The following is a 24481-nucleotide window of genomic DNA, read 5'->3' as shown; positions in this document are numbered from 1 at the left end:
TCACACGGGCTTTTCCTTCTTCATGATCGATATCAATCAAAATGCAAGCTTTACGTCCTTTTAAAAAAAGGACAGTAGGCGTGACCAGAGGAGAAATGTCTTTTAATTTTCTTTTGTGAGTTTTCGACGCAAGGCCCGCTCTTTCTGCTGCACGGGAAAACAACTCTGCAGTCAATTTGCCGTTTTCCAAGGGTAATCCGGCTCGAAGAGAATCGTGAGAAAAGGGCTTTCCATAATGCTTGGTCAGAATACTGAGGCATTCCAGTAAAGGATCAAACTCCTTTTGGTCGCTCTCAGGTATACCCCACTCTTCGTTCGCATCTTCTGCAGCTGCACTGTAATTCATGGTTCCTACCACTGAAATAAAAATAAAAGAACAGAGGTACTGCTTATTCTGTAAAAAGGTATCTGAAATTAATACTAGCGCAGTTTATTGGTCTTAAATAATTAATGAGAAAGCAATTGAAGAGTGTCTTATATCTGACGTTTGATTGTTTTAAATAACATAAGAAATTCAGTCTGATGTTCTTTTGACAAGGAGGTGTTTTTTGAGTCTTGAAGGAATCAAGTCTTTTGCTGCGAATCATTTAAGCCCTTCCGGTTTTAAAAATGATTGTAAAAGATTATATGGGAAGTTTTGTGGCAAACTGGTTCAAGCTCTTGAAGTTTTAACGACGGTTTTAGATAAAGCCAGTAGCCCATCCAAAACCGAATTGTCATTTAACAAGTCAATTCATAAACGGAAAGCGGCTCCATGGAAAGTGGCCACCAGACTTCATAACTGGCGTCTTGAACATTATGAGCAAAGAGCAAGATCGTCGATGAAAGACTTTCTGGAAAAACTGGTTGATAAAGGCGCTGGTATCGAAGATTTTTCTTCTGACGAGGCTAAAGCATTGGCCAGCGAGTTAATAGATATCCTCTTTCAACTGGAGTCTAGTGTTTTTAAGGCTTTGTCCATTGCTAAAGACCGTCTGCCCAACCCGGAAGCTGTGTGTCAGGCATTACGTGATCTTTTTGATGAGGTTGGTGTTTTAGAAGAAAATCATGACAAATTAAAGGGGCTCTTAAATGAGGCAGGTTTTTTATATAAGTTTGTGCGTGCCTCTGAACAACTGAATGTCATTGAAGTTTCTGATAAAGCAGAAGATGGTGCTGAATTCAAAACTTTTGCGATCAATTGTTTGGGCATAAACGGTATTAACTTTTTGCATAATACTTTGATGCTCTACTACGATATGACGGACAGACTGCTTCCCGATGACAAAGATTCATTACAAGACAAAATTAATCAAGTGTCTGATAAAGACAAAGATCTTATTCCTCTGGGGCAGGCCATTTTCAACAGACTTCGCCTGGAAAACTGATGTACAAAAGACCCGAGTCCTGTACGCCTCGGGTTTTTATTGAATGCGATCTAATGAAGTTTAGTGATCAGGTCTTATCGAAGACTTCTTCCTGGATTCTTTTAATACCAATGTGACGTACATCCGTCCCTTTGACCAAATAGATAACGTATTCCGCCAGGTTACGGGCATGATCGCCAATCCGCTCCAATGATCTCAATACCCACATGATGTTCAGAACCCGGGTGATGGATCTTGGATCTTCCATCATGTAGGTGACCAGTTCCCGCGTTGCACTCTTGTATTCCCGATCGACCGTTTTATCTTCTTTGGCAACTGCCAGAGCAAGATCAGCATCAAAACGGGCAAAAGCATTGAGTGCATCCTGAACCATCTGTCGTACATGGTTACCAATGTGACGGGTCTCGATATAACCTTTGGGCGCTTCTCCCTGTTCACTGAGGCTGATAGCAAAGCGAGCAATTTTTGCTGCCTCGTCACCAATCCTTTCCAGGTCGGTTGCGGCCTTGGAGCAGGAAATAACCAGACGGAGGTCGCTGGCCGCTGGCTGGCGTCTGGCCAGAATGCGGGAACACTCTTCATCGATAGCCAGTTCCATATAGTTAATGTCTGTGTCTTTCTCGCAGACCACTATCGCCCCTTCACTGTCAGCATTGATCAGGGCATTGATCGCATCGGATACCTGCTTTTCAACCTGCCCACCCATGGACAGGAGATTATTTCGCAGCTCCTCCAGTTCATGATTGAATTGCTGGGAAATATGATGGCTAAGAAGTTCGCTTTTGGTATCCATGAGTTTTCCAGGTGCTTTCTTGGCAATGGCATTCTTAAGCTATGGCATTTAGCCGTAACGGCCGGTTATATAGTCTTCAGTTTGTTTCTGTTGCGGGTTTGTGAACAGCGTATCCGTATCATCGAATTCAATGAGCTTACCCATATACATAAATGCTGTGTAGTCTGAGACACGAGCTGCCTGTTGCATATTGTGGGTAACGATAGCGATGGTGAACCTGGACTTGAGCTTGTTAATCAGTTCTTCGATTTTTAACGTTGAAATAGGATCCAGGGCTGAAGCCGGTTCGTCCAGCAGAAGAACTTCTGGCTCTACCGCAATTGTGCGGGCAATAACCAGACGCTGTTGCTGCCCACCCGACATGCCCAGGGCGCTTTCATGCAGGCGATCCTTAACCTCGTCCCAAAGTGCCGCACTGCGTAAAGCCCATTCAACGACTTCATCCAGAATACGCTTTTTGTTGATGCCCTGAATGCGCAGACCGTAGGCGACATTTTCATAGACACTCTTCGGGAAGGGGTTTGGCTTCTGGAATACCATGCCAACGCGGCGGCGTAAATCCGCGACATTGACACCCTGCTGATAAATATTCTGGTCATCCAGCTGAATGGCACCTTCGATGCGGCAGCCTTCAACCAGATCGTTCATTCTGTTCATACTTCGCAACAGAGTCGATTTACCACAGCCTGATGGACCAATGAAAGCAGTGACCCTGCGTTTCGGGATGGTCAGGGAGATATCGTGCAGAGCCTGCTTCTCACCATAAAACAGGTTCAAATTCCTGATATCCAGACATTTTTCTTCCTGTTCCAGACTGAGCTTACGACGGCTGCGTCCCAGACTCTCGAGGTTAAACGCCGGTGTTGAGCTGGTCTCAGGAGTGACTCTGCTCTGTTTGTTCTCTGTCCGGGTGGGTGTATTCAAATCCAGTGCCTCATCCAGCATGATGTTACCTTTAATACGTAATTAAACCTTCCTGGCACACTCAGGGAAACTTTTTTATAGCTCAAGGCTGTTTTTTTGTAGCGAATCAGTCTCATGCTTCCAGGCTCTTGTATTTTTCACGCAAATGGTTGCGAATAGCCACTGCTGAAAGGTTAAGAACCGCAATGACAATAACCAGAAGAAGAGCTGTGGCGTAAACCAGTGGTCTGGCCGCTTCTACATTAGGACTCTGGAAGCCGACATCGTATATGTGGAAGCCCAGGTGCATGAATTTCTGATCCAGATGCAGGAATGGATAATTACTATCCAGAGGTAAACTGGGAGCCAGCTTAACCACACCCACCAGCATCAGGGGCGCAACCTCACCAGCCGCACGGGCAACAGCAAGAATCAACCCTGTCATCATGGCAGGACTGGCCATAGGCAGAACGACACGCCAAAGTGTTTCTGCTTTGGTCGCCCCCAGTGCCAGACTGCCCTCACGGACCGAGCTTGGAATGCGTGAAAGCCCCTCTTCTGTGGCAACAATGACAACGGGTAATGTTAATAAGGCCAGAGTAATTGATGCCCAGAGTAACCCGGGAGTACCAAAGGTCGGTGCTGGCAAAGCTTCCTGAAAGAACACCTGATCAATTTGGCTACCGGCAAAGTAGATGAAGAAACCGAGGCCAAATACACCGTAGACAATGGAAGGGACACCGGCCAGATTATTTACGGCTACGCGAATGGTTCGTGTCAGCCAGCCCTGATTAGCATATTCCCGGAGGTAGACAGCCGCTATTACACCAAAGGGAGTCACGATGATCGACATTAGAATCACCATCATGACAGTACCGAAAATGGCTGGGAAAACGCCTCCTTCTGTGTTCGCCTCTCTGGGGTCGTCAGTGATAAATTCGCCGACCTTGTCGAGATAAAAAAGCATTTTCTGGCTCAGGGTCATGGCATTAGGTTTATAGGCCCGAACGATTTTGCCAAAAGATTGCTCAATCTCTATACCATCAACGGTTGTAGCCACCAGACTGTCACGGTTGAAAGCGACATACAAATCACCCAGTCTGGCTTCCATCACCTTATACTCAGCTTGATAGACCTTCCGTTGCGCTTCGATATCCGCAAGCGCTTGAGGGGTGGCTGTACCATCGAGTTCGAGGGCTCGCTGTTCAAGACGGAGGCGTTCCAGTTTAGCGTTAACGGAGCCTATTTCGTGCTTTTCAATGGCGTAGATTTCATTGTAGATAGATAGAGCTCTATTCAGCCTCTTCTGGAACTCTGGCCAAGCCGCATCGCCTTCTACAACGACGTTGCCGTCCTGTTTTATGCTGTTTAGATAACCGTAGAAATTACCCCACTCACGGCGTTCCAGGGCAACGATATTTTCAGGATAACGGCGATTCTCTAGCCAACGATCAATCACCCAGGCAAAGTCTGAGCCTGAGACATCTCTGTTACCGACTTTCAGCAAATCACGAGTCAGTGTTTCCACGCCCTCCGGAACCGGGAGACCCGCCGCTTCAATACGGGTTGCAGAAACGGTTTCCGTGTCTGCTATTTCTCCAGCGATCAACCGGGATTCCTGACCGGGAGGGGCATAGTCTGCCACCAGAATTTGTCCAGGCCAGAAGTGACCGAGACCGCGGATTGCAATCAGACCCAGAAGACCGACAACAAGAATGACACTGATGGCGACCGCTCCGGCATTCAGCCAGACCCAGGGGGAACCCGTTTGATACCACTTGCTTATTTTATTGCTCATGTTCCGGCTCCTTCCTTAAAGCGAACTGTACTTCTTGCGCAGTCGATGACGAACCATCTCAGCAGCAGTATTAACCACAAAGGTGAAGAGGAAGAGCACCAGTGCAGCAAGGAACAAAATTCGATAGTGGCTGCTGCCCACTTCAGATTCCGGCATTTCTACAGCAATGTTGGCAGCCAGGGTTCTCATGCCCTCAAAGATATTGGCGTCCATGATTGGCGTATTGCCGGTAGCCATCAGTACAATCATCGTTTCGCCCACGGCACGGCCCATACCAATCATCACGGCAGAGAATATGCCCGGGCTGGCGGTCAACAATACAACACGCACCAATGTCTGCCAGGGCGTCGCACCCAGTGCCAGAGATCCATAGCTCAGATGTTTGGGAACGCTGAAAATGGCATCCTCTGCGATAGAGAAGATGGTGGGAATCACTGCAAACCCCATAGCCAGTCCTACGACCAGAGCATTACGTTGATCGTAAGGAATATCCAGCTCAGACGTCAGCCAGGTTCTCAGGTCGCCATTAAAGAGGGCGGCTTCAATGGTTCCATTAAGATTCATGGCAATGGCACCACTGATCAGCACAACAGGGATCAGCAAGGCCGCTTGCCAACCTTCCGGAATAGCGTGACGAATTCGACCGGGCATCGAGTCCCAGGCAAAAGCAAAGAGCAAAATGCCTATCGGAACAATCAGCAAGAGCGCAAATATTCCCGCCAGACTGTTTTCGATCAGGGGCGCCAGCCAGAGACCGGCCAGAAAACCCAGAATGACCGTGGGCAGCGCTTCCATCAATTCAATCACAGGCTTTACTTTACGGCGCATGGCAGGTGCCATGAAATAAGCCGTATAGACGGCTCCGGCTATTGCCAGAGGTGTGGCCAGTAACATGGCGTAAAAGGCGGCCTTGAGAGTGCCGAAGGCCAAAGGGGTCAGGCTCAGCTTTGGCTCAAAGTCATTATTCGATGCGGATGACTGCCAGATGTATTCTGGCTTCTCATAGCCTTCATACCAGACTTTACCCCAGAGAGCCGACATGGATACTTCCGGATGCTCATTGTCAACATGCCAGAATTCGGTAGAGCCATTGCTACTCACCAGCATATAGTTGCTTCGGGGGGCAATAACCAGTTGCTCAACAGGGCCGTTGGTCAACTTCTCAGTCAACAGGGTTCTGTTGGCTGTGGTGTAAAAAATGCCAACATTGCCCTTATCATCCGCTGCCAGAAACCCCTTTCGGCGATGCTCAGGCACTATCTGTGTAATAGGTTCACCGGCCAGCTCGAACTCACGAACTCTTTGCAAGTGCCACTGGTTTTGTTCGTCTCTGACCATGAACCACTGGCTGACCATGCCAGTTTCATCGCCTATCAGCAGAGAAACTCCACCCAGCAGGAACGTCATGGTCGTTACTCTGGCGGAGTCGGTAGTCAGATCAGTTTCTGAAACGACGTGAGGTTCATTAATGTTGCTGATATCGATCAATGTCAGGCCGTCGGCACCAGACTGAACGAAAAGCCAATGCTGATCCGGAGCAATGAGGACATCGTGAATAGACCCATTCACTGCAGGCAGGGTGATCGTTTCTTCTTCCAGCGTGACTTCTTCCGTCAGGAAGTCTTCTTCCTTGGTAAAAGCGGTCATATAGAGGCGCTTGTCACCATAACCGGTGAGCAACAGTTGAGTTTCACTGTCACTGATACTCAGGTGTGAAACAGCCTGGTTAGCCGCTACCAGATCAATCGCTTCTTCACCGTATGGGTAGGTGACCTTGGGTGTGATCAAACGCTTGTCATCAGGCCAGGTAATTTGGTAAGCATGCTTGAAAATAATGACCTGACCGTTGCTGAGACCGGCTGCCAGCAGGTTGTTGTCGGATGGTGCACTCGTAATTGTGGTAACTGAGGTTCCGGCAGGAAGGGGCAGGGAATAGCGATATTTCTGCTCTCCGGTTTGGGTGGATGCAAAAGTCAGGGCCCCGTCGGCAGTGATGGAGAACGCCAGTTCAGCCTGTTCTTCCATGCTCTGATAGAGCGGGCGCTGCTCCCCGGCAATCGTCTGTGTCCAGGTACTGGTGGGTTCAATTTCTGCACTTTTGAACAAGGGCGCTACTTCATAAAGGAGGTAGATAAAGATCAGAAGGATGGCGGCAATAACACCAAGACCACCTACCGCTACACCCCAGCGGGTCAGGTAATCTTTGAAAAAGCGAAGTGACTGATGACGTTTATGAGCCGGGGTGTTGTAATCGACACCAGGGCTGTCTTCTATTGTTGGTTGATACATGGCACTGGTCGCAGAGATTATTGAGCGTACCTTAAAAGGTCTGTGTTACAGAAATATGACAAAATTGAAAAAAATGAGAGCCAAACTGCAGCTCTCAGTATCTCAAAACGGTATCCCCGTCAGTGTCGATAAACAGTCGTGACCGAATGAACTGTCTGAAAAGCGCTGCAGCCAACTTACACTCTATTTCGATACTTATAGTACATCCACTTTTACTGGTCTTTGCTTTTTGGTTTTTCCTGAAAGAAGGCGAGCTGCGCAGTGAGTGCTGATGGGATTGCTAACTTTTGAGCAAGCGCCCACGTACTATGAGCTACACTGAGGCTCCGACTGAAGAAAAGCGAAAATTTGTGTGCAACTTAAAACTGTTTTCCTTCGTATGTACACTCTTGCTCTCTACGGCCATCAGTGGACTTGCTGCTGCCAACTCTCGGGGACGTACGCTCATCGTTGCAAGTGGGACATATGATCAAGAGGGATGTCTGGTACCCGAATTTGTCTGCTTTTTTCCTGAAGGCTCTCTGCCCTCGCTTGAAGAAACCCTGTTCGTCACCAACGCTTATTATATTGGCAGGGTGCCAATGGCTGAAGGTTCATGTAGCTGTTATTTCCTGAATGGCGATCTCGACATTCCCTCAATGGAAGAAGGAAACTTCTTGTGTATCGACCCCGAATTGCAGGCAGATGGAACCGCCAATGGCGAGGGTGATGGGGTTACAGATAGCTATGAAGCAGCGCAGGCAGGAACGCAATGGTTCTATATATCCTCACCGGTCTGGTCAATTGATGATGGCACGGGTTCATTTGTCCAGCAGCTTGGCTCCCTCCTGTCATCTTTGTGGCAGTGGCTGATGTCTTCAGATAATTTTTATGAGAAAAGAGAGAAAAATAGCACGAGCTCCGCACTGCCAGAATCGCCCTCATCAGCACCTGAACGCGCCTTGCGATTATCAGGAAGTGGATTTCCACCCGACCCACCAACACCTCCTCCATTTATACCCGGCATTCCTGGCAAGGGATTGCTTAATATGCCCGACTGGCAGTTTGACTACCTGTTGGCTCTGGCCGGGATCAGCCAGCGGGCAAAACAGTGGTTTCATAATGGATATCTCACCACTTCCAATGCATCCCGACAATTCGTCAGCGACACAGATTTATCTGCGGCTTTAACAGGGATTTCCCAGAAGAAGGCATTCAATAAGTCTTTATTCAGCCAGGTACCGCTGGATGCCTCGGAACTACTTGCTCAACTATCAGGGAAAGGTTTGCCGGGTTTTGGGCAGGTGCATCAGTCAGAAACAGTTATGTTGTATCCCGTATTTATGCTGCCTCAATCTGATTCGAATGACTTTGAAGAAGCGCAGGAGGTTGAATATGCTGGAAAAACTTGCAGCGTATGCCTGCTTAATTTTGAACAATCTGACGACGTGGTGAAAACATCATGTATGCATCTGTTCCATATGGACTGCATGAGACCGCGGCTAACAACAGAAGCTAATGGGCAAATAAATCCTTACTGCCCAATCTGTCGGCATGATCTGAGTGCTCTGAGTCGCTTTCTGATCCGGAAAGAGATCCTGAAAGAGGCCCTGAAAGAAATGCAAGAGGTGACTCACCTTCTGAAGGACATGCTGTTAGGTAGAGGGACCTGGCCTGAAAATGACAGGCATGTCTATGAAAGGTTGATTCGTGCAGGAGGCAGCAATGATCCGGACATTGCTGAGCAGATACAGGCACTTTGGCCATTAGTTAATTTTTACTCTGTGCGGCATCTGGTGTCGCAAGTGCAGGCAGGGAGAGCAACCTGGCCTGAAAATGATGGGCATATCTTTTTAGAATTGAGAATGGCAGAAGGTGTCAATGATCCGGACATTGCTGAGCAGGCGCGGGCACTTTTGCCGTCAGTTAGTTTGTACTCCTTGCATCATCTGATGTCACACATTGAGGCAGGGAGAAAGCCCTGGCCTGACGATGACCGTGTTATCGCTCTAAGATTGAGAACGGCACAAGGTAGCAATGATCCGGCCATTGTTGAGCAGTCACGGGCACTTAAGCCGACAATCTGTTTGCACTTCGTGCAGCATCTGGTGTCACAAATGCAGGCTGGAACAGGGGTCTGGCCTGAAGATGACCATAGTGTTTTCGTAATGCTGAATATTGCGATACTTGGTACTGATGCAACCACTATTGAGGCATGGAGGGTATTAAATCCCGATAGTATACCTACTGCTGGGCGGGCAAGGGCACTTTATCCATTGGCGAAATTGTACTCTGCCAAGCATCTGGTTTCAGAAGTGCAGGCAGGGAGAAGGAGCTGGCCCGGAGATGAAAGTTATGTCCATCTGGGATCGTTGAGAAGCTTGGTAGATAGCGCTGATCCGGCTATTGCTGAGCAGGCACAGGCCATTTATCCATTAGCTAATTTGTACGCTGCGCAGTATCAGGTGGCACAGATACAGGCAAGGAGAGAGAGATGGCCTGATGATGACAGGTATATCCATAAAAGGTTGGGTATTGCAAAAGGTAGCAATGATCCGGCCATAGCTCAGCAGGCCGAGGCACTTGAGCCATTAATTAATTTTTACTCTGTGCGGCATTTTGTGTCACTAGTGCAGGCGGGGAAAAAGTTCTGGCCTGATGAGGACAGTTACATCTATACAAGGTTGAGAAGTGCACAAGGGTGCGATGATCCGGTCATAGCCGAGCAAGCACGGGCGCTTGAGCCAGCCGTTAATTTGTGCTCCGTGCAGGATCTGGTGTCACAAATGCAGATAGGAAGAAGGACCTGCTGGCCTGAAGATGATAATAATGTCTATGTGAGGTTGAGCAATGCAGAAGGTAGTAATGATAGGACCGTTGCCCGGCGGGCACGGGCACTCAGGCCATTAGTAGATCAATATAAGAGCAAGTCGTCAGGTAATTGATTCCAGACTGCTTTTTCATGGATACCTCTTTGCTCCAATGCTTGCTTGGCCTGTTCACTCTCTATTTGCGGGAAAAACAAAGCAATTAACTACAATCTACTTATGCCGCTATTGTTCATGCTTCACAGTAGATAGCCGCTGGCCGTAATAACGATAAAGTACAATGTGGAAATAATATGAACGCAGTGATTCTGGCTGTCGCCGTCATGCTCGCATTGAGTTTGTTGCGCGTGAATGTGGTTCTGGCGCTCTTTATTGGGGCTATGGCCGGGGGACTGATTGGAGGTCTGGATATTGTCCAGACGCTTGAGGCATTTTCAAGAGGCCTGGGCGGTGGTGTGGGCATTGCCATCAGTTACGCTATGCTGGGGGCTTTTGCCATGGCCATTGGTCGCTCCGGCATACCCGAGTGGATGGCCGGGAAGATCATTCGCAAAGTGAAAGGCAGCAACAATTCGCAGAATAATGTAAAGCTAAAATACAGTTTGTTCCTGACGCTTGTGTTGATGGCTTTTTCTTCCCAGAACTTGATACCTATCCATATAGCTTTTATTCCCATACTGATTCCTCCTTTGTTATCGGTATTCAGTGCTATGGCAATTGATCGTCGTCAGGTAGCCTGCCTTATTACCTTTGGACTTACCGCGACCTACATGCTCTTCCCTATAGGGTTTGGCAGTGTGTATCTGAACCAGATTCTTGGTGGCAACCTCCATGAAAATGGGCTGGATATTGAATTGAGCCAGATGCCACTGGCGATGGCGATTCCCGTTTTTGGCATGTTTCTGGGATTACTGATAGCGGTTTTTTTCAGTTATCGAAAGCCGAGAGCCTATCGTGTAGAAGAAACCCTTTTGATCCACGGACAAGATGTTCAGTTAAGCAAGGCTGCCATCATTACCTCTGCCATTGCCATCGTGCTGGTGCTGGTAAGTCAGTTGATGACAGGTTCCATGGTTCTGGGGGCCGCAATGGGTTTTATTACAATGGTCATCGGGCGGGTAGTCTACTGGCGGGAAGCGGATGAGGTATTCAATGAGGGCCTGCGAATGATGGCCGTTTTTGGCTTCATCATGATCTCGGCCGCGGGCTTTGCGGAAGTGCTGCGTTCAACAAAAGATATTCCGGCACTGGTGAGTCAGGTGCAGATTTTTGTGGGAGGCAGTCAGGCCCTTGCGGCCATTCTTATGCTTCTGGTCGGTTTGCTAATCACGATGGGGATTGGCTCTTCGTTCTCAACGGTTCCGATCATTGCCACCCTTTATGTGCCACTGGGTATGGAACTTGGTTTTACGCCACTGGCCATAGCCTGTCTTGTGGGAGCCGCCGGAGCGTTAGGTGATGCAGGCTCTCCGGTTTCGGAATCCACCATTGGTCCCACCGCCGGTTTGAATGTGGATGGTCAGCACGACCACATTCGGGATTCGGTGATTCCTACCTTTCTGCACTTTAACATCCCGATGATCATTTTTGGCTGGATTGCCGCCATGATTCTCTGATTCCGAAAACACAAACAGGGCCAGATGGCCCCGTGCGAATCACTTATGAATCTGTGAATTAAAGATCAAGTTCAGATAGATACTTTTCAACAACCTTGGCAGGGAGTGGGATGTAACCGTCTTTAACAACCACTTCCTGACCTTGCTGAGACAGCACCATCTTCAAAAATTCGCCTTCCAGAGGAGGCAGCTTCTTGTTGGGCTGCTTGTTGACGTATACATACAGGAAACGAGACAGTGGGTAAGAGTTGTTTACAGCGTTAGCTGGCGTTGCTTCAACAAATGGCTGACCGGCTTTCTTGGCCAGGGGTACGGTACGGACGCTGGAAGTCTGGTAGCCAATACCGGAGTAGCCAATGCCGTTTACAGAAGCACTGACAGACTGAACGACAGAAGCAGAACCAGGCTGTTCGTTTACGTTGTTACGGAAGTCACCTTTACACAAGGCTTTTTTCTTGAAGTAACCATAGGTGCCGGATACTGAATTACGGCCGTAAAGCTGGATTGAGCGGTTTTTCCAGGCTCCTTCCAGACCTACACCACCCCAGGTACTGATGTCTTTGTCGCCACCGCACTTGCGGGTAGAGGAAAAAATAGCGTCCACCTGAGCCATGGTCAGACCCTTGATAGGGTTGTCCTTGTTGACAAAAACCGCCAGAGCGTCAATTGCAACTGGAACTGCAGTGGGCTTGTAGCCGTGCTTTTTCTCAAAAGCTTCCAGTTCCTTGTCTTTCATCTTGCGACTCATGGGGCCAATGTTGGAAGTCCCTTCAGTCAGAGCGGGTGGCGCAGTAGAAGAGCCTGCAGCCTGAATCTGTACATTCACATTTGGGTATTCACGCTTGAAATCCTCTGCCCACAGGGTCATCAGGTTGGCCAGAGTATCAGAACCGACACTGGATAGATTGCCTGATACGCCGCTGGCTTTCTTATAAGTTGGGATCTCAGCGTCGATCTGACTGGCAGAGGCAGCCTGCATCCCAGTCACAAGGGCAATTGTTGTTATCAGAGCTTTAAGCTTCATTCGTATTTCTCCTAAAGGGATTTTTTTAGCCTCTCTTACAGCTACAGGCATTTGTCTACTGGCAAAAACTATAAGATGAAAATGTGACAGTTATATGACTGAAAGTGACAGCTGTTTATCCGCAATATTCATAACGTGGTACCACTGTCTTCAATCTTTTGCTGATTGAAGATTGCTGAAGAAATGCCCGGACAGGGTACAACTGCTTTCAAGCTGTCGTTATAATTCCGGACAACAATCATGGGACATGTTCCTGAAGAACGGATCTTCTACCAACAGAATGGCAGAAATTTTCTCAACAAGAATAATAATAAATTGATGTAACAGGCAGGATAAAAATGACCACCGGCTGGAAAATGATAAGAACAGCAGTCGCCGGTATTGATGGATTAACAGAGAGATTTGGACGTCTTCTGAGCGGGTTTAACCTGTTACTGGTCGTCAGTGTCTGTCTCGTCGTTGTTCTTCGCTACTGGTTCAACTCCGGTTCCATTGCCCTTCAGGAACTGGCGATGTATTTCCACGCACTTATTTTTCTCGGTGCCAGCAGCTATACGCTGAAGCAGGGCGGTCATGTTCGGGTAGACGTTTTCTACAACCGTATGAGCGCCAGACAACGGGGATGGGTGAACGGCCTGGGAACCCTGTTTCTGTTGTTCCCGGTCTGCCTGTTTATTGGTTTGATGAGTTTTGACTATGTTTCCCGTTCCTGGAGGATCATGGAAACATCATCGGACCCGGGCGGCTTACCGCTGGTGTATCTTTTGAAAAGCCTGATTCTGGTGTTTGTTGTCACCCTGCTGTTGCAGGGCATGGCAGAGTTATTGCGGTCCGTGCTTATTCTCGCAGGGAAGGAGTCCCCGGAAGATGGCTGAGTACATTCCAATACTGATGTTTGCAGCCGTCTGCATGGTGTTACTGGTGGGCTATCCGGTAGCCTTTTCACTGGCGGGTACTGCCCTGGCTTTTGCCGGGGTTGGCGTTCTGACCGGATTGTTTGACCCGTCTTTTCTCAATGCCCTGCCCAGTCGCCTGTTTGGCATAATGACCAATCAGACTCTGATGGCTGTGCCTCTGTTTGTATTCATGGGCTGCATGCTGGAAAAGTCCAGAGTGGCTGAAGGGCTGTTGGAAAGTATGGCTCGCCTTTTTGGACGAATGAGAGGTGGTCTGGGGCTATCCGTCACCCTGGTCGGGATGCTGCTGGCTGCCAGTACCGGTATTGTCGGAGCAACGGTTGTGACCATGGGCTTACTGTCTTTGCCCACCATGCTGAAGCGGGGTTACTCCGCGTCTCTGGCCACAGGAACCATCTGTGCCACCGGCAGTCTCGGTCAGATTATCCCTCCGTCCATTGCTCTGGTTTTATTGGGCGATGTTTTATCCACAGCCTACCAGCAGGCCCAGCTGAAGATGGGAATCTTCTCTCCCGAAACCGTTTCGGTGGGTGATCTGTTTGTCGGGGCTATTATCCCCGGCCTGATTCTGGTGGCTGCCTATGCTCTCTATCTGCTGATCGTAGCCTGGAGCAATCCGGCAGCGGCGCCTGGTCTGTCTGATGAAGATATCGGGGCTTATGATGAGGGGGATAATACTTATCTGCTCATGAATCTGTTGCCCCCACTGCTCTTGATTGGCTTAGTGCTGGGATCGATTCTGGCAGGAGCCGCGACACCAACAGAAGCAGCGGGTGTGGGTGCAATCGGTGCTTTTTTGCTAGCTGTAATGAAACGACAGTTAACGTTTCAGACGTTATCCAAAACACTGTCTAATACGACAAAAGTGACCTGCATGGTGTTTTTAATCCTGATCGGTGCTTCTGTCTTTTCTCTGGTGTTTAGGGGCTTTGGCGGCGAAGAGCTGATTCATGAGTTATTCACCCATATGCCAGGAGGGAAATTGACAGCGGTTCTGGTGGTCATGCTGGTGATGTTCCTGCTCGGATTTATCCTGGACTTTATTGAAATAACGTTTGTTATCGTGCCTCTGGTCGGACCGGTTCTGCTGGCCATGGGACTCGATCCTGTCTGGCTGGGCATCATGATGGCTATCAACTTGCAGACCTCATTTCTGACACCGCCATTTGGCTTTGCGCTGTTTTATCTCAGGGGGGTGGCTCCCACAGAAGTGACAACGTCTGATATTTATAAAGGTGTCGTGCCTTTTGTGATGATCCAGCTGATATTGCTGTGTGCACTGGCAGTCTGGCCGGAAATAGCTACATGGCTTCCGGAAAAGTTTTACGGTTAAGAAGATCCTGAGCGCAAGAAACAACCTGACACTCTTTTTAAGCTATAAGGATTTTCAGAGTCAGTTGCGCCAAAAAATAAAAACATTAAATACAAGAGAGTAATATGGAACTGGATAATGATCTTGCTCCCGGACCTCAGGGAGAACTAACACTGAAAGTGCTGGCGGACTACCAGTCCGTCAATACGACAGGCGATGTCTTTGGTGGCTGGGTCGCCATGCAGATCGATCAGGCCGGTTCGATTATGGCCAGAAAGATTGCTACAGGACGTGTTGTCACTGTGAGCATCGGAAGTATGAGTTTTATGCGCTCAGTGAAAATGGGCGATATTCTTGCACTGTTCACAAGGGTGACAGAGGTCGGCAAAACGTCGATTCGGATAGTGGTAGAAGCCTGGGTTGAAGACAAAAACGGTCGTACCAAGTTGACTGAAGCCAGTATGGTTTTTGTAGCCATAGATTCAGAAGGTAGAACGAGTCGGATCCACAGTGACGGAAGCCCTTAGGAATCAAGGCAGTTTCAGCATCTGGTCCACAGAGCCAGCTTTTCTGATAAGCCGGCAAGTGTGATCGGTTTGTCCAGAAAATCATCCATACCGGCAGACTTGCAAGCGATCTTATCCGATTCCGAGGTACTCGCTGTGAAGGCAATAATGGGTATACCGGCGTAACTTTGGCCGGAGGCTCTGATTTTTTCACTGGCTTCCAGACCATCCATGATGGGCATCATGCAATCCATAAGAATCAGGTCGAAGGCCTCTGAAGTCTCAAGCATGTCTAGCGCTTCCTGACCATTGCGGGCCATTTTGCAGGTACAGCCTAACTTTTCCAGCAGCTTTTTGGCCACCATCTGGTTCACTTGACTATCTTCCACCACCAGAATGTGGAGGCTGTGGGTTTCCATCGCTGACACCGGCCTTCCTTTGCCTGTGGCCTGATTTCTATACCATCAATATCTGAAAAAATACTGAGTTCTTTAGATACAGGATGTTGCCAGACTAAACCGCTCAGAAATAGCCAATTCCAGCTGGTCTCCCTGTTTCAGAGGACCGACACCGGCCGGAGTGCCTGTGAGGACAATATCACCGGGTTCCAGTGTGAAATGGCGGCTTATGTAGCTGATCAGTCCCGGAATGGAGGTCAGCATATGGGCTGAAGTGTCTTCCTGACGTGTCTGACCATTGACTTTAAGGCTGAAGCGAATGTCATCAAAATTGGGCAGGTGCTCTCTGGCAACAAACCCCGAAACAGGGCAACTGCCATCAAACGCTTTGGCCACTTCCCAGGGCAGCCCTTTTTCTTTCAGCCGGAACTGGACATCCCGGAGTGTCAGATCCAGTGCCAGTCCCATCGCCTTGATGGCATTTATGCTCTCACTCTCGCTGGCATTGTGGAGTCGGGTATCCATCAGAATCGCTATTTCTGTTTCGTAATGAACTTCTCCGCGATCAATGGGAATAGCAAAGGGCATTTCCAGAGATGTCAGTGATGTTGAAGGTTTGATAAACAACACCGGGTCATCGGGCAGTGGATTATTCAACTCCCGAATGTGCTCGGCATAATTTCGACCAACACAGACCACTTTGCCGGTCGGCAAGTCAATGCGGTCGCCACTTAGCCAATGGTGCCTGTACTTCATAAGGCTTCCTTGTTGCTTGTTTGTTCTTGTATTTTTCTTTTGCTCATGATCTGGCACATCGCTAGTATTTATCAGCCGGGTTCGACTGCTGAAGCTATCATTCACAGTACAAAGATTCTGTTTTCCAGATTAACCTGATCACAGGAGCGCGTCATGTCTGAAGAACTCCACCTAAATATCCAGAATCTGCATGACCTGCTTGAAGGACAGCCAGTGGATGATTGTACTGCAGGGGCGCTCAAGCAAATTACCGATGAGCTACAGCTGGCTCTGGCTCAGGCGGAAGGTGACATTCCCCTGCAGGATTACAATGAACAGCTTGAACAGGAAGCGATCAAGTTTTCCGAAGAACATCCTGCATTGTCTCAGGCTATCAGGCAGATTCTGACTACGCTATCAAGCATAGGTGTCTGAAACAAAAAATTCATCATAACTGCTCTGCACCTGAGGTTTAAACCCTGAAGTTGTGATTGGGCAACGAGCGTAGCATTTATACACCCAAGGTAAGGGTTTTTCTCTTTTTTATGCTATTATCCCCACCCCGGTCGGTTATAAAACCAGATGACTCCGGTTGTATTCAGCCATAGACCGTGCTTCACACTCTTTTGGCTGGAGTACTTTTCATGGTAGATAAAAAGATATCCGAGCTATTGTTATGCCCTCTATTTCCCTGGACAAGAGTAAGATTCGATTCCTTCTTCTGGAAGGGGTTCATCAGTCTGCTGTGGAAGTGCTTGAAGCTTCCGGCTATACCAATATTGATTATGTATCCAAGTCCCTGCCGGAAGAAGAGCTGAAGCGCCGGATTTCCGAAGTACACTTTGTAGGCATTCGATCCCGAACCCAGCTGACAGAAGACGTCTTTGCTGCAGCCCGGAAGCTGATTGCTGTGGGTTGTTTCTGTATCGGTACCAATCAGGTGGAGCTGGATGCTGCTACCTCCCGGGGAATTCCGGTCTTTAATGCCCCTTATTCCAATACGCGCTCTGTCGCTGAGCTGGTTCTGGCTGAAGCCATTCTTCTTTTGCGAGGTGTACCTGAAAAGAATGCCGTTGCTCACCGGGGTGGCTGGCAGAAGAGTGCCGTCAATTCCTATGAGATTCGCGGCAAAAAGCTGGGTATTATTGGTTATGGCAGTATCGGAAGCCAGCTGAGTGTTTTGGCTGAATCCATGGGCATGGACGTTTATTATTACGATGTGGTAACCAAACTGTCCATCGGTAATGCCAGTCAGGTCGGCAGTCTGAATGATCTGCTGGCCATGTCTGATGTTGTCAGCCTGCACGTTCCTGAAACACCCGCCACTCAATGGATGTTTGGTGAAGTGCAGTTTGCGGCCATGAAAGAAGGTAGCGTTCTGATCAATGCTTCTCGTGGAACCGTTGTCGACATTCAGTCTCTGGCCTCAGCGATTGAAACAGGCAAGTTGCTGGGTGCTGCGATTGATGTTTTCCCGGAAGAGCCACGCTCTAACAATGACGAGTTTGTCAGCCCTCTGCGTGGACTGGATAATGTGATTTTGACGCCTCACGTGGGTGGCAGTACTCAGGAAGCGCAGGAAAATATCGGTCGTGAAGTTTCCGAGAAGTTTATTATGTACAGCGACAATGGTACAACCTTGTCGTCTGTGAACTTCCCCGAAGTGTCATTGCCTGGACATCCCGACAAGCATCGCATCCTGCACATTCACGAGAACATTCCCGGAGTGCTGGTAGCCATCAACAAGGTCTTCTCCCAGAACAACATCAACATCAGCGGTCAGTTCCTGCAAACCAATGAATCCGTCGGTTATGTGGTCATTGACGTAGATGCCGATCACAGTGAGATTGCACTGGAGAAGCTGAAAGAAATCGACGGTACCATTCGTTGCCGGGTTCTATACTGAGTCAGGCGCTCAAGCTCCAGTCAGAGATCTGACAGGAGCGATGGGGGGATCAGTCTCCGACCAGCACAGAGTCCAGAGCCAACACGATCATTTCGTCCAGGGAGGTCTGCCTGTCTTCAGGAGACAAGGCCTCGCCCTTACGAATATGATCACTGACAGTGCAGATTGCCAGACCTTTGGCACCAAACTCCGCACATACGCCATAAAGGCCTGCTGCTTCCATTTCAACGCCCAGGATGCCATGCTTTTCCATGGTGTCGAACATCTGAATATCCGGACTGTAAAAAAGATCCGAAGTGTAGATATTACCAACTTTTACCGGCATCCTTTTGTCACGGGCACTCTTGACGGCATTCTCCAGCAGACCAAAATCTGCAATAGCTGCGAAGTCGTGGTTATTAAATCGGATACGGTTCACTTTCGAGTCAGTGCTCGCCCCCATACCAATCACTATATCGCGCAGCTTCACATCGGAAGAGATTGCACCACAGGAACCAATGCGAATCAGCTTGTTCACACCGTATTCAGTGATCAGTTCCTTGTAGTAAATGGAGGCTGAAGGAATGCCCATCCCTGAACCCATTACTGATACACGACGATTCTTATATGTTCCGGTGTAACCAAACATATTACGAACATCGTTTACCCGTTCAGCGCCTTCCAGAAAGTTCTCGGCAATGTACCTGGCACGGAGTGGATCACCTGGCATCAGGCAGACATCGGCAAAAGCACCGGGTTTGGCATGAATATGAGGGGTCATTTTTTCCTCTCTAAAGCTTATCAAAAAGCGGGCCGTGCAGAGCACGCGTGTAAATAGTCAGCCCAGCTTATGACAAAAAACTGGTCCCATAGTCCATGGGCTCCAGATCAAAGAAACTGGCCAGACTCTGGCCGATATCTGCGAAGGTTTCCCGCCCACCCAGTGAAACCGGCGGCACCTTTTTGCCAAAGACCAGCACGGGTATATGTTCACGGGTATGGTCTGTACCGTGCCAGGTAGGATCGCAGCCATGATCAGCACTGATGATCAGCACATCGTCTTCCTGCATGGCGTTGAGCAGTCTCGGCATCATGGCGTCCAGTTCTTCCAGAGCACGGGCATAACCAGCCACATCACGACGATGGCCAAAGGATGAATCAAAATCAACAAAGTTGGTAAAGATCAGGGAACGATCTCCGGCCGACTCCAGAGCTTGCATGGTGGTTTCAAACAAAGCCGGAATGCCGGTCGCCTTGAACTTTTTGGTAATACCCTGATGAGCAAAAATATCAGCGATTTTTCCGACACTGAGCACTTCGCCACCACTGGCCACCAGCTTATCCAGCAGGGTGGGAGCAGGTGGTAAAACAGAGTAATCCCGTCGATTCCCTGTTCGCTGGAAGTCTCCGGCGTCATCACCCACGAAAGGACGGGCTATGACACGGCCAATATTATAGGGGTCAAGCAGCTCACGAGCGATTTCACAAACTTCATACAGTCTTTCCAGACCAAAAGTCTCTTCATGGCAGGCAATCTGAAAAACGCTGTCAGTCGATGTGTAAACAATGGGCTTGCCAGTGCGCATGTGCTCTTCGCCCTGGTGTTCCAGAATGGTTGTCCCTGAAGCATGGCAATTACCTATAACACCGGGTATTCCGGATTTTTCGACCAGTTGATCCAGCAGTTCCTGTGGAAAACTGTTCTCCTTATCCTTGAAGTAGCCCCAGTCGAACAATACAGGAGCACCCATCATTTCCCAGTGACCGCTGGGGGTGTCCTTACCACTGGAAATTTCTCTGGCGTAACCGTGGGCACCGATCAGCTTTACATCGGTGTTCATGCCGGCAGGAAAGGCCCCTGAGGAATCTTTAGCCGCGTGCAACAAACCAAGACTGGCAAATATTGGCAATTCAAGTACACCCCGTCGACCAATGTCTGCCTCGCCTTGTGAACAGGCCTTGGCGATGTGGCCAATCGTGTTTGAGCCTGCATCACCAAACTGATCGGCATCAGCGCTGGCGCCAACTCCGAACGAGTCCATCACCAGGACAATTGCTCGTTTCATGTGAGATACCCTACCAACTCCTTGCGAGTCCCTTAATTATTACTCAGAAAGATACAGAGCAGCACAGTGATTAATACCTAATCCAGAGAGAGTCAGGAAAGTAACTGAGCTGAATGCACTTTCACACGCTCACCCTATGCTCAACTGAGGAAGGCGCTTAAAATTGCGCACTTGTGCAATCCGGGGACTACCTTATCAGGGCATTCATAAACCAAAGAGGGCTGATGTTGATGAGTTACTCCATTTCTCGATTACCCGAAACGGTGAGACAATCGATATTCATCCATCGTGACAAAGCTATTCAGTGGGTTGCTGCTTCCCTCGGCCTCATCATAATGGCTTACCCCTGTTCAAAACTGCGGGCAGAAAATCTTCTGCCAACGCCAGAGGAGGAGATATTTGTTGAAGATAAAAGAACTAAGCAGTCTAACTTACTGGACGAGTATATTAACCATTATGATTATATAGGGGAAGACTCTCGATATTTTCTCAATTCGGTTGCAAGCCATCTTATATTTGCCATGAACCATGAAAATGAGCAAGGCGAAAAAAAGGAGCATTCAGAGGCATCGGAAGGTGCTGGAGCACAACTACCGCAGTCTTTAATGACAATTCCACTCCCGCCCATGACCCACGCAGAAGTCATTGCAACTATCCGGGAGTTAAATACAGGCATTGATCAAGAAACCTTAAACATTATGTTGAACTTCATCCCTGTAACCCCGCCCAATGAGAGCCTGACAATTGAAAGCATGCTTCGGAAATTGATACAAACTCACCGCATTTTGGACGATGATAGCCAGAAAATGATGGAAGTCGTACTACCTTCTATCCAGGGTACCCAATCTCCTGTCGATTTGACCAAACCAGAACAACGGCAAAGCCTTGCGATGTTGTTGTTGGCTTACTATACAGCCATCAATTCAAATGGAGTATCCCCTGAAACAGCTTATGACTTTTTTAACTCATTCCTGCTGCACGCCTCTGGCTTGTCTGGTATCGAGAGACTCCATGCTCAAAAAGGTGACCTTTTAGGTACAGATAAACCAATAGAAGATTACGAAATTTTAAAAGCGAATGTTAAAAAATCTGCTTCAGTTTTCGTTGGCCTCAGGTTGCTGGATGAAATGCGCATTAGGTTTTTGGAACAAATGGACGTTCGCTTAAAAGCTTCAGATTCCGAGACATCATTCGACGATTCAGTGCTAAAAAAAGCTTCCGGTCTACTCAACAATGGCCTTAATAAGAACGGAATACCGTTTTATCAGCGTAATATAAGATCCTATGAACGTATGCTAACGCTGATAGAAGAACATGGTGAAGGAAACCCGGAATTAATTGCTTCGAATAGTCAGTTCATGACTTTCATTCATGTCATAAGCATGATGCTTGATCCTTTCGATATACAATCCGCAAATGAAAATATTAACAATATGTCGAGCTATTTTAGCGCATCATATTGGAATCAAACCTTTATTGACTCTGAGGGCAAAGAACAGAAATTATTTGAAATATTTAAAAAGATATTAACTGCCGCAAAAGACAAGCCGGGAAATAGAAGTCCTGAATTATTTCAAGAATTACTTACAGCCATAAGAAAATACATAGCGCAAAGATTACATAAAATTTTCATTGCCTCAAATGATTACCAAGTCATAATGTTAACCTTAAGCTCTGGACTTACGGATCTGCTGGAGCAATCAGAAGCTATATTTGCAATGCTCCCAACGACTGACAACGATGCCGACGGGCAGGCTGATGAAGCCAAACACGACGAGGCTGCCGAGGGATCAGAAGAAAGAAAGCTTAGCAGTGAAGAGAAGAACAAATACCTGAAAGAACAAACAGAATCCTTAGAGGATTTCATCTATTGGTGCAGGTATTACTATGATTTTGCCATAAGATCTCCTTATAACTCTGACAGCAGTGAGTCCTGCGGTAGTGAATCTGACAGAGGTAATCTTGACGGAGTTCAATATTAATTTTTTTCCTGTTCTGTCAGGCCGAATACCAATAGTATGCTTCCCGGCAGGCTACTGACTCCGTGGCGGTAGCTTCGGCCGATCCATTCGTGACCCCTAACTTCAGTGGCAATAGCCGGATGCTCTGCAGCGTCCTGCATTGTTCGATTAAAGCCTGCATTCTGTCTGCCTCGTCCTGTCCAAAAGCTTTGAACCACGATTGAAGGGAACGAAGCTCTGAGCTCTTGGTAATGCCTTAGAAAACGGAGCTGGCTGCGCGATCAGGCTGGGACCGGCTTTCGCTTAAAATTGAGCACTGCTGCAATACATGGACTACTTTGTCAGGACATTTGTAAACTGATGAGAGCAGATGTGGATGAATAACTTCTTATCTCGCTTGCCTGAAACACCAAAACGATCAATGTTTTGCCATCTTGGCAAGCCTAATCAGTCGCTTGCTGCTTCCCTCGGCCTCATCATGATGGTTTGCCCCTGTTCAGAACTACTGGCAAAAAATGGTTTATCAACGCCAGTGGAGGAGAGGCTTGTTTTAGAAAAAACAACAAAAGAGTCCAGCTTTCTGGACGATTTGATTAATCACAATACCTACGTAGGGAATATCCCTACTATAGCTCTCAACACGAATGCGACCAACCTTGTCTTTGCTATGAACCATGAAAACGAACAAGGACAAAGAACGGATGAGCATTCAGAAGAATCGGAAGGCGCTGGAGCACAAATACCACGGCCTTTATCGACAATTCCGCTCCCGCCCATGACCCACGCAGAAGTGAGTGACATTATCCGGGAATTGAATACAGGCATTGATCAAGAAACCTTAGACACTCTGTTGAACTTCGTTCCGGTCACCCCCCCCCGATGAGAGCCTGACAATTGATGGCATGCTTGTGAAATTGATGCAAACTCTTCGCATTCCGGTTGATTGTCACATGATAACAATGCATTTAGTCCTATCGTCCATTGAGGGTACCACAACGCCAGTCGATATGGGCCAACCAAACCAAAAACAGAGCCTTGCACTCTTGATGTTGGCTTACTATACGGCCATCAATTCAGAGAAGCTACCCCATAAAATGGCTTATGAATTTTTTCTATCATTCCTACTGCACGCCTGTGACTTGTCTGGTATCGAAAAACTCCATACTATAAAAGGTGACCTTTTAGGCACAGACAAACCCACAGAAGATCAAGACGTTTTAAAAGAAAATGTTAGAAAATCAGCAATAATCTTCGCTGGACTAAGAAAGCAGGAAGAAATGCGCGTTTATTTTTTTTTGAAACAAATCAAAAATACTTCAGAAGCTGAAGAATCCGAGACAAAAGTCCAGAATCCAGTGTTAGAAAAAGTATCCAATCTACTCAACCGTGGTGTTAATAAGATCGGACTACCACTTTATGAGCGTAATATAAAATCAGCTAAACGAATGCTAAAGGTGTTAGAATTAACAGGATTTGGTAAAAAAAAATCACAATTGGTTGCCTCTAATAACCTGTTCATTAATTTAATTGATGCCATAAGCATGACTCTTGATCCTTACGTTATACAGTTTGCAAAAACACTCATTGACAATATGTCGAGTTATTTTACTGCATCTAATTGGGATCAAACCATTACTGATTCTGAAGGCAAAGAACAAAAATTATTTCAAGTATTCCAAAAGTTAATAACCGACGCAAAAGAAAACCCGGGGAATGAAAATCCTGAATTATTTCAACAATTACTTCTGGCTCTGGAAAAATACATAGAGCAACAATTACAAAAAACGTTTACTGAAAAAAATGATTACGAGTTCATAATGGTAACCCTCGGCACAGGATTTCAGGCCCTCTTAGAACAATCAAGGAAAGTTCTGTTAATGCTTGACCGAAGTATTGACGCCAGTGCCAATGAGCAGGCTGATGGAGCTAAACATGGCGAGGCAGCACGGGGAGAGCTCAGCGAAGAAGAGAAGAAGAGAAAACACCTGGGACAACGGATAAATTACTTGCAAGATTTCGTGGATTGGTTTGGGTCTCACTATGGTTTTGCCGTGAACTCTCATTATGACACTGACAGCAGTGACTCTGACAGCAGCGACTCTGA

21 protein-coding genes are annotated in these 24481 nt (G+C 47.8%); 11 read left to right on the top strand and 10 right to left on the bottom strand.

Features of this window, described 5'->3' with window-relative positions; translation table 11 throughout:
- Positions 1-346, bottom strand: a 346-nt coding sequence (locus tag KDK18_RS11040; RefSeq protein WP_257254955.1) for a cysteine peptidase family C39 domain-containing protein, incomplete at its 3' end; no start/stop codon positions are given.
- A 202-nt stretch (positions 347-548) separates the two neighbouring features.
- Between KDK18_RS11040 and KDK18_RS11035 the strand changes: the two genes are divergently transcribed.
- Positions 549-1367, top strand: coding sequence for a hypothetical protein (locus KDK18_RS11035; protein ID WP_257254954.1), 819 nt, complete (start codon positions 549-551; stop codon positions 1365-1367).
- Positions 1368-1434: 67 nt separating this feature from the next.
- Here the strand turns inward: KDK18_RS11035 and phoU are convergent, their stop codons facing one another.
- The 4 genes from phoU to KDK18_RS11015 all read right to left on the bottom strand — a co-directional run bounded on the left by phoU (position 1435) and on the right by KDK18_RS11015 (position 7150).
- Positions 1435-2160, bottom strand: a complete 726-nt coding sequence (gene phoU, locus KDK18_RS11030; protein WP_257254953.1) for a phosphate signaling complex protein PhoU — start codon at positions 2158-2160, stop codon at positions 1435-1437.
- A gap of 48 nt (positions 2161-2208) precedes the next feature.
- Positions 2209-3105, bottom strand: coding sequence for a phosphate ABC transporter ATP-binding protein PstB (gene pstB, locus KDK18_RS11025; protein ID WP_257254952.1), 897 nt, complete (start codon positions 3103-3105; stop codon positions 2209-2211).
- A gap of 91 nt (positions 3106-3196) precedes the next feature.
- Entirely contained in the window at positions 3197-4861 is a 1665-nt protein-coding gene (gene pstA / locus KDK18_RS11020) for a phosphate ABC transporter permease PstA (protein ID WP_257254951.1), read from the bottom strand.
- Between the two features lie 15 nt (positions 4862-4876).
- Positions 4877-7150, bottom strand: coding sequence for an ABC transporter permease subunit (locus KDK18_RS11015; RefSeq protein ID WP_257254950.1), 2274 nt, complete (start codon positions 7148-7150; stop codon positions 4877-4879).
- 350 nt (positions 7151-7500) lie between these two features.
- On the opposite strand from KDK18_RS11015, the gene KDK18_RS11010 reads away from it, so the two are divergent.
- A complete protein-coding gene (locus KDK18_RS11010) occupies positions 7501-10074 on the top strand; it encodes an RING finger domain-containing protein (protein ID WP_257254949.1) in 2574 nt (857 codons plus the stop codon).
- A gap of 176 nt (positions 10075-10250) precedes the next feature.
- The gene (locus KDK18_RS11005) at positions 10251-11573 is read left to right on the top strand and encodes a Na+/H+ antiporter family protein (protein WP_257254948.1); all 1323 of its coding nucleotides are present in this window, start codon (positions 10251-10253) and stop codon (positions 11571-11573) included.
- A 58-nt stretch (positions 11574-11631) separates the two neighbouring features.
- Here KDK18_RS11005 and KDK18_RS11000 read toward each other — a convergent pair whose 3' ends face one another.
- The gene (locus tag KDK18_RS11000; protein WP_257254947.1) at positions 11632-12597 is read right to left on the bottom strand and encodes a PstS family phosphate ABC transporter substrate-binding protein; all 966 of its coding nucleotides are present in this window, start codon (positions 12595-12597) and stop codon (positions 11632-11634) included.
- Between the two features lie 356 nt (positions 12598-12953).
- Between KDK18_RS11000 and KDK18_RS10995 the strand changes: the two genes are divergently transcribed.
- The 3 genes from KDK18_RS10995 (at position 12954) to KDK18_RS10985 (ending at position 15353) form a co-directional block, all read left to right on the top strand.
- A complete protein-coding gene (locus KDK18_RS10995) occupies positions 12954-13472 on the top strand; it encodes a TRAP transporter small permease subunit (protein WP_257254946.1) in 519 nt (172 codons plus the stop codon).
- Complete coding sequence (locus KDK18_RS10990; RefSeq protein ID WP_257254945.1) at positions 13465-14847, top strand: TRAP transporter large permease subunit; 1383 nt, start codon at positions 13465-13467, stop codon at positions 14845-14847. Before KDK18_RS10995 ends, KDK18_RS10990 begins: the two co-directional genes overlap by 8 nt.
- 104 nt (positions 14848-14951) lie before the next feature.
- Entirely contained in the window at positions 14952-15353 is a 402-nt protein-coding gene (locus tag KDK18_RS10985) for an acyl-CoA thioesterase (RefSeq protein WP_257254944.1), read from the top strand.
- A 14-nt stretch (positions 15354-15367) separates the two neighbouring features.
- Here KDK18_RS10985 and KDK18_RS10980 read toward each other — a convergent pair whose 3' ends face one another.
- Positions 15368-15751, bottom strand: coding sequence for a response regulator (locus KDK18_RS10980; protein ID WP_257254943.1), 384 nt, complete (start codon positions 15749-15751; stop codon positions 15368-15370).
- 72 nt (positions 15752-15823) lie between these two features.
- Entirely contained in the window at positions 15824-16486 is a 663-nt protein-coding gene (locus KDK18_RS10975) for a fumarylacetoacetate hydrolase family protein (RefSeq protein WP_257254942.1), read from the bottom strand.
- A 153-nt stretch (positions 16487-16639) separates the two neighbouring features.
- Between KDK18_RS10975 and KDK18_RS10970 the strand changes: the two genes are divergently transcribed.
- Positions 16640-16900 (top strand): DUF4404 family protein, encoded by a 261-nt coding sequence (locus KDK18_RS10970; RefSeq protein WP_257254941.1) that lies wholly within the window; start codon positions 16640-16642, stop codon positions 16898-16900.
- A gap of 241 nt (positions 16901-17141) precedes the next feature.
- Complete coding sequence (gene serA / locus KDK18_RS10965) at positions 17142-18371, top strand: phosphoglycerate dehydrogenase (RefSeq protein WP_257254940.1); 1230 nt, start codon at positions 17142-17144, stop codon at positions 18369-18371.
- A gap of 49 nt (positions 18372-18420) precedes the next feature.
- Here the strand turns inward: serA and deoD are convergent, their stop codons facing one another.
- Positions 18421-19131, bottom strand: a complete 711-nt coding sequence (gene deoD / locus KDK18_RS10960; protein WP_257254938.1) for a purine-nucleoside phosphorylase — start codon at positions 19129-19131, stop codon at positions 18421-18423.
- Positions 19132-19198: 67 nt separating this feature from the next.
- Positions 19199-20416 carry a phosphopentomutase gene (locus KDK18_RS10955; protein WP_257254937.1) on the bottom strand — a complete coding sequence of 406 codons (1218 nt, stop codon included), beginning with the start codon at positions 20414-20416 and terminating at the stop codon, positions 19199-19201.
- Positions 20417-20646: 230 nt separating this feature from the next.
- Between KDK18_RS10955 and KDK18_RS10950 the strand changes: the two genes are divergently transcribed.
- The 3 genes from KDK18_RS10950 to KDK18_RS10940 all read left to right on the top strand — a co-directional run.
- Positions 20647-22398: a hypothetical protein gene (locus KDK18_RS10950; RefSeq protein WP_257254936.1), complete on the top strand. Its 1752-nt coding sequence runs from the start codon at positions 20647-20649 to the stop codon at positions 22396-22398.
- Positions 22399-22753: 355 nt separating this feature from the next.
- A complete protein-coding gene (locus KDK18_RS10945; protein ID WP_257254935.1) occupies positions 22754-23260 on the top strand; it encodes a hypothetical protein in 507 nt (168 codons plus the stop codon).
- A gap of 34 nt (positions 23261-23294) precedes the next feature.
- Positions 23295-24481 (top strand): hypothetical protein (locus tag KDK18_RS10940; RefSeq protein ID WP_257254934.1); only part of this gene is annotated, 1187 nt, incomplete at its 3' end.

This window comes from Endozoicomonas sp. SESOKO3 (assembly GCF_024606255.1).
Note: the sequence above shows the minus strand (reverse complement) of the source record. Positions and strands in the feature narration are given on the sequence as shown.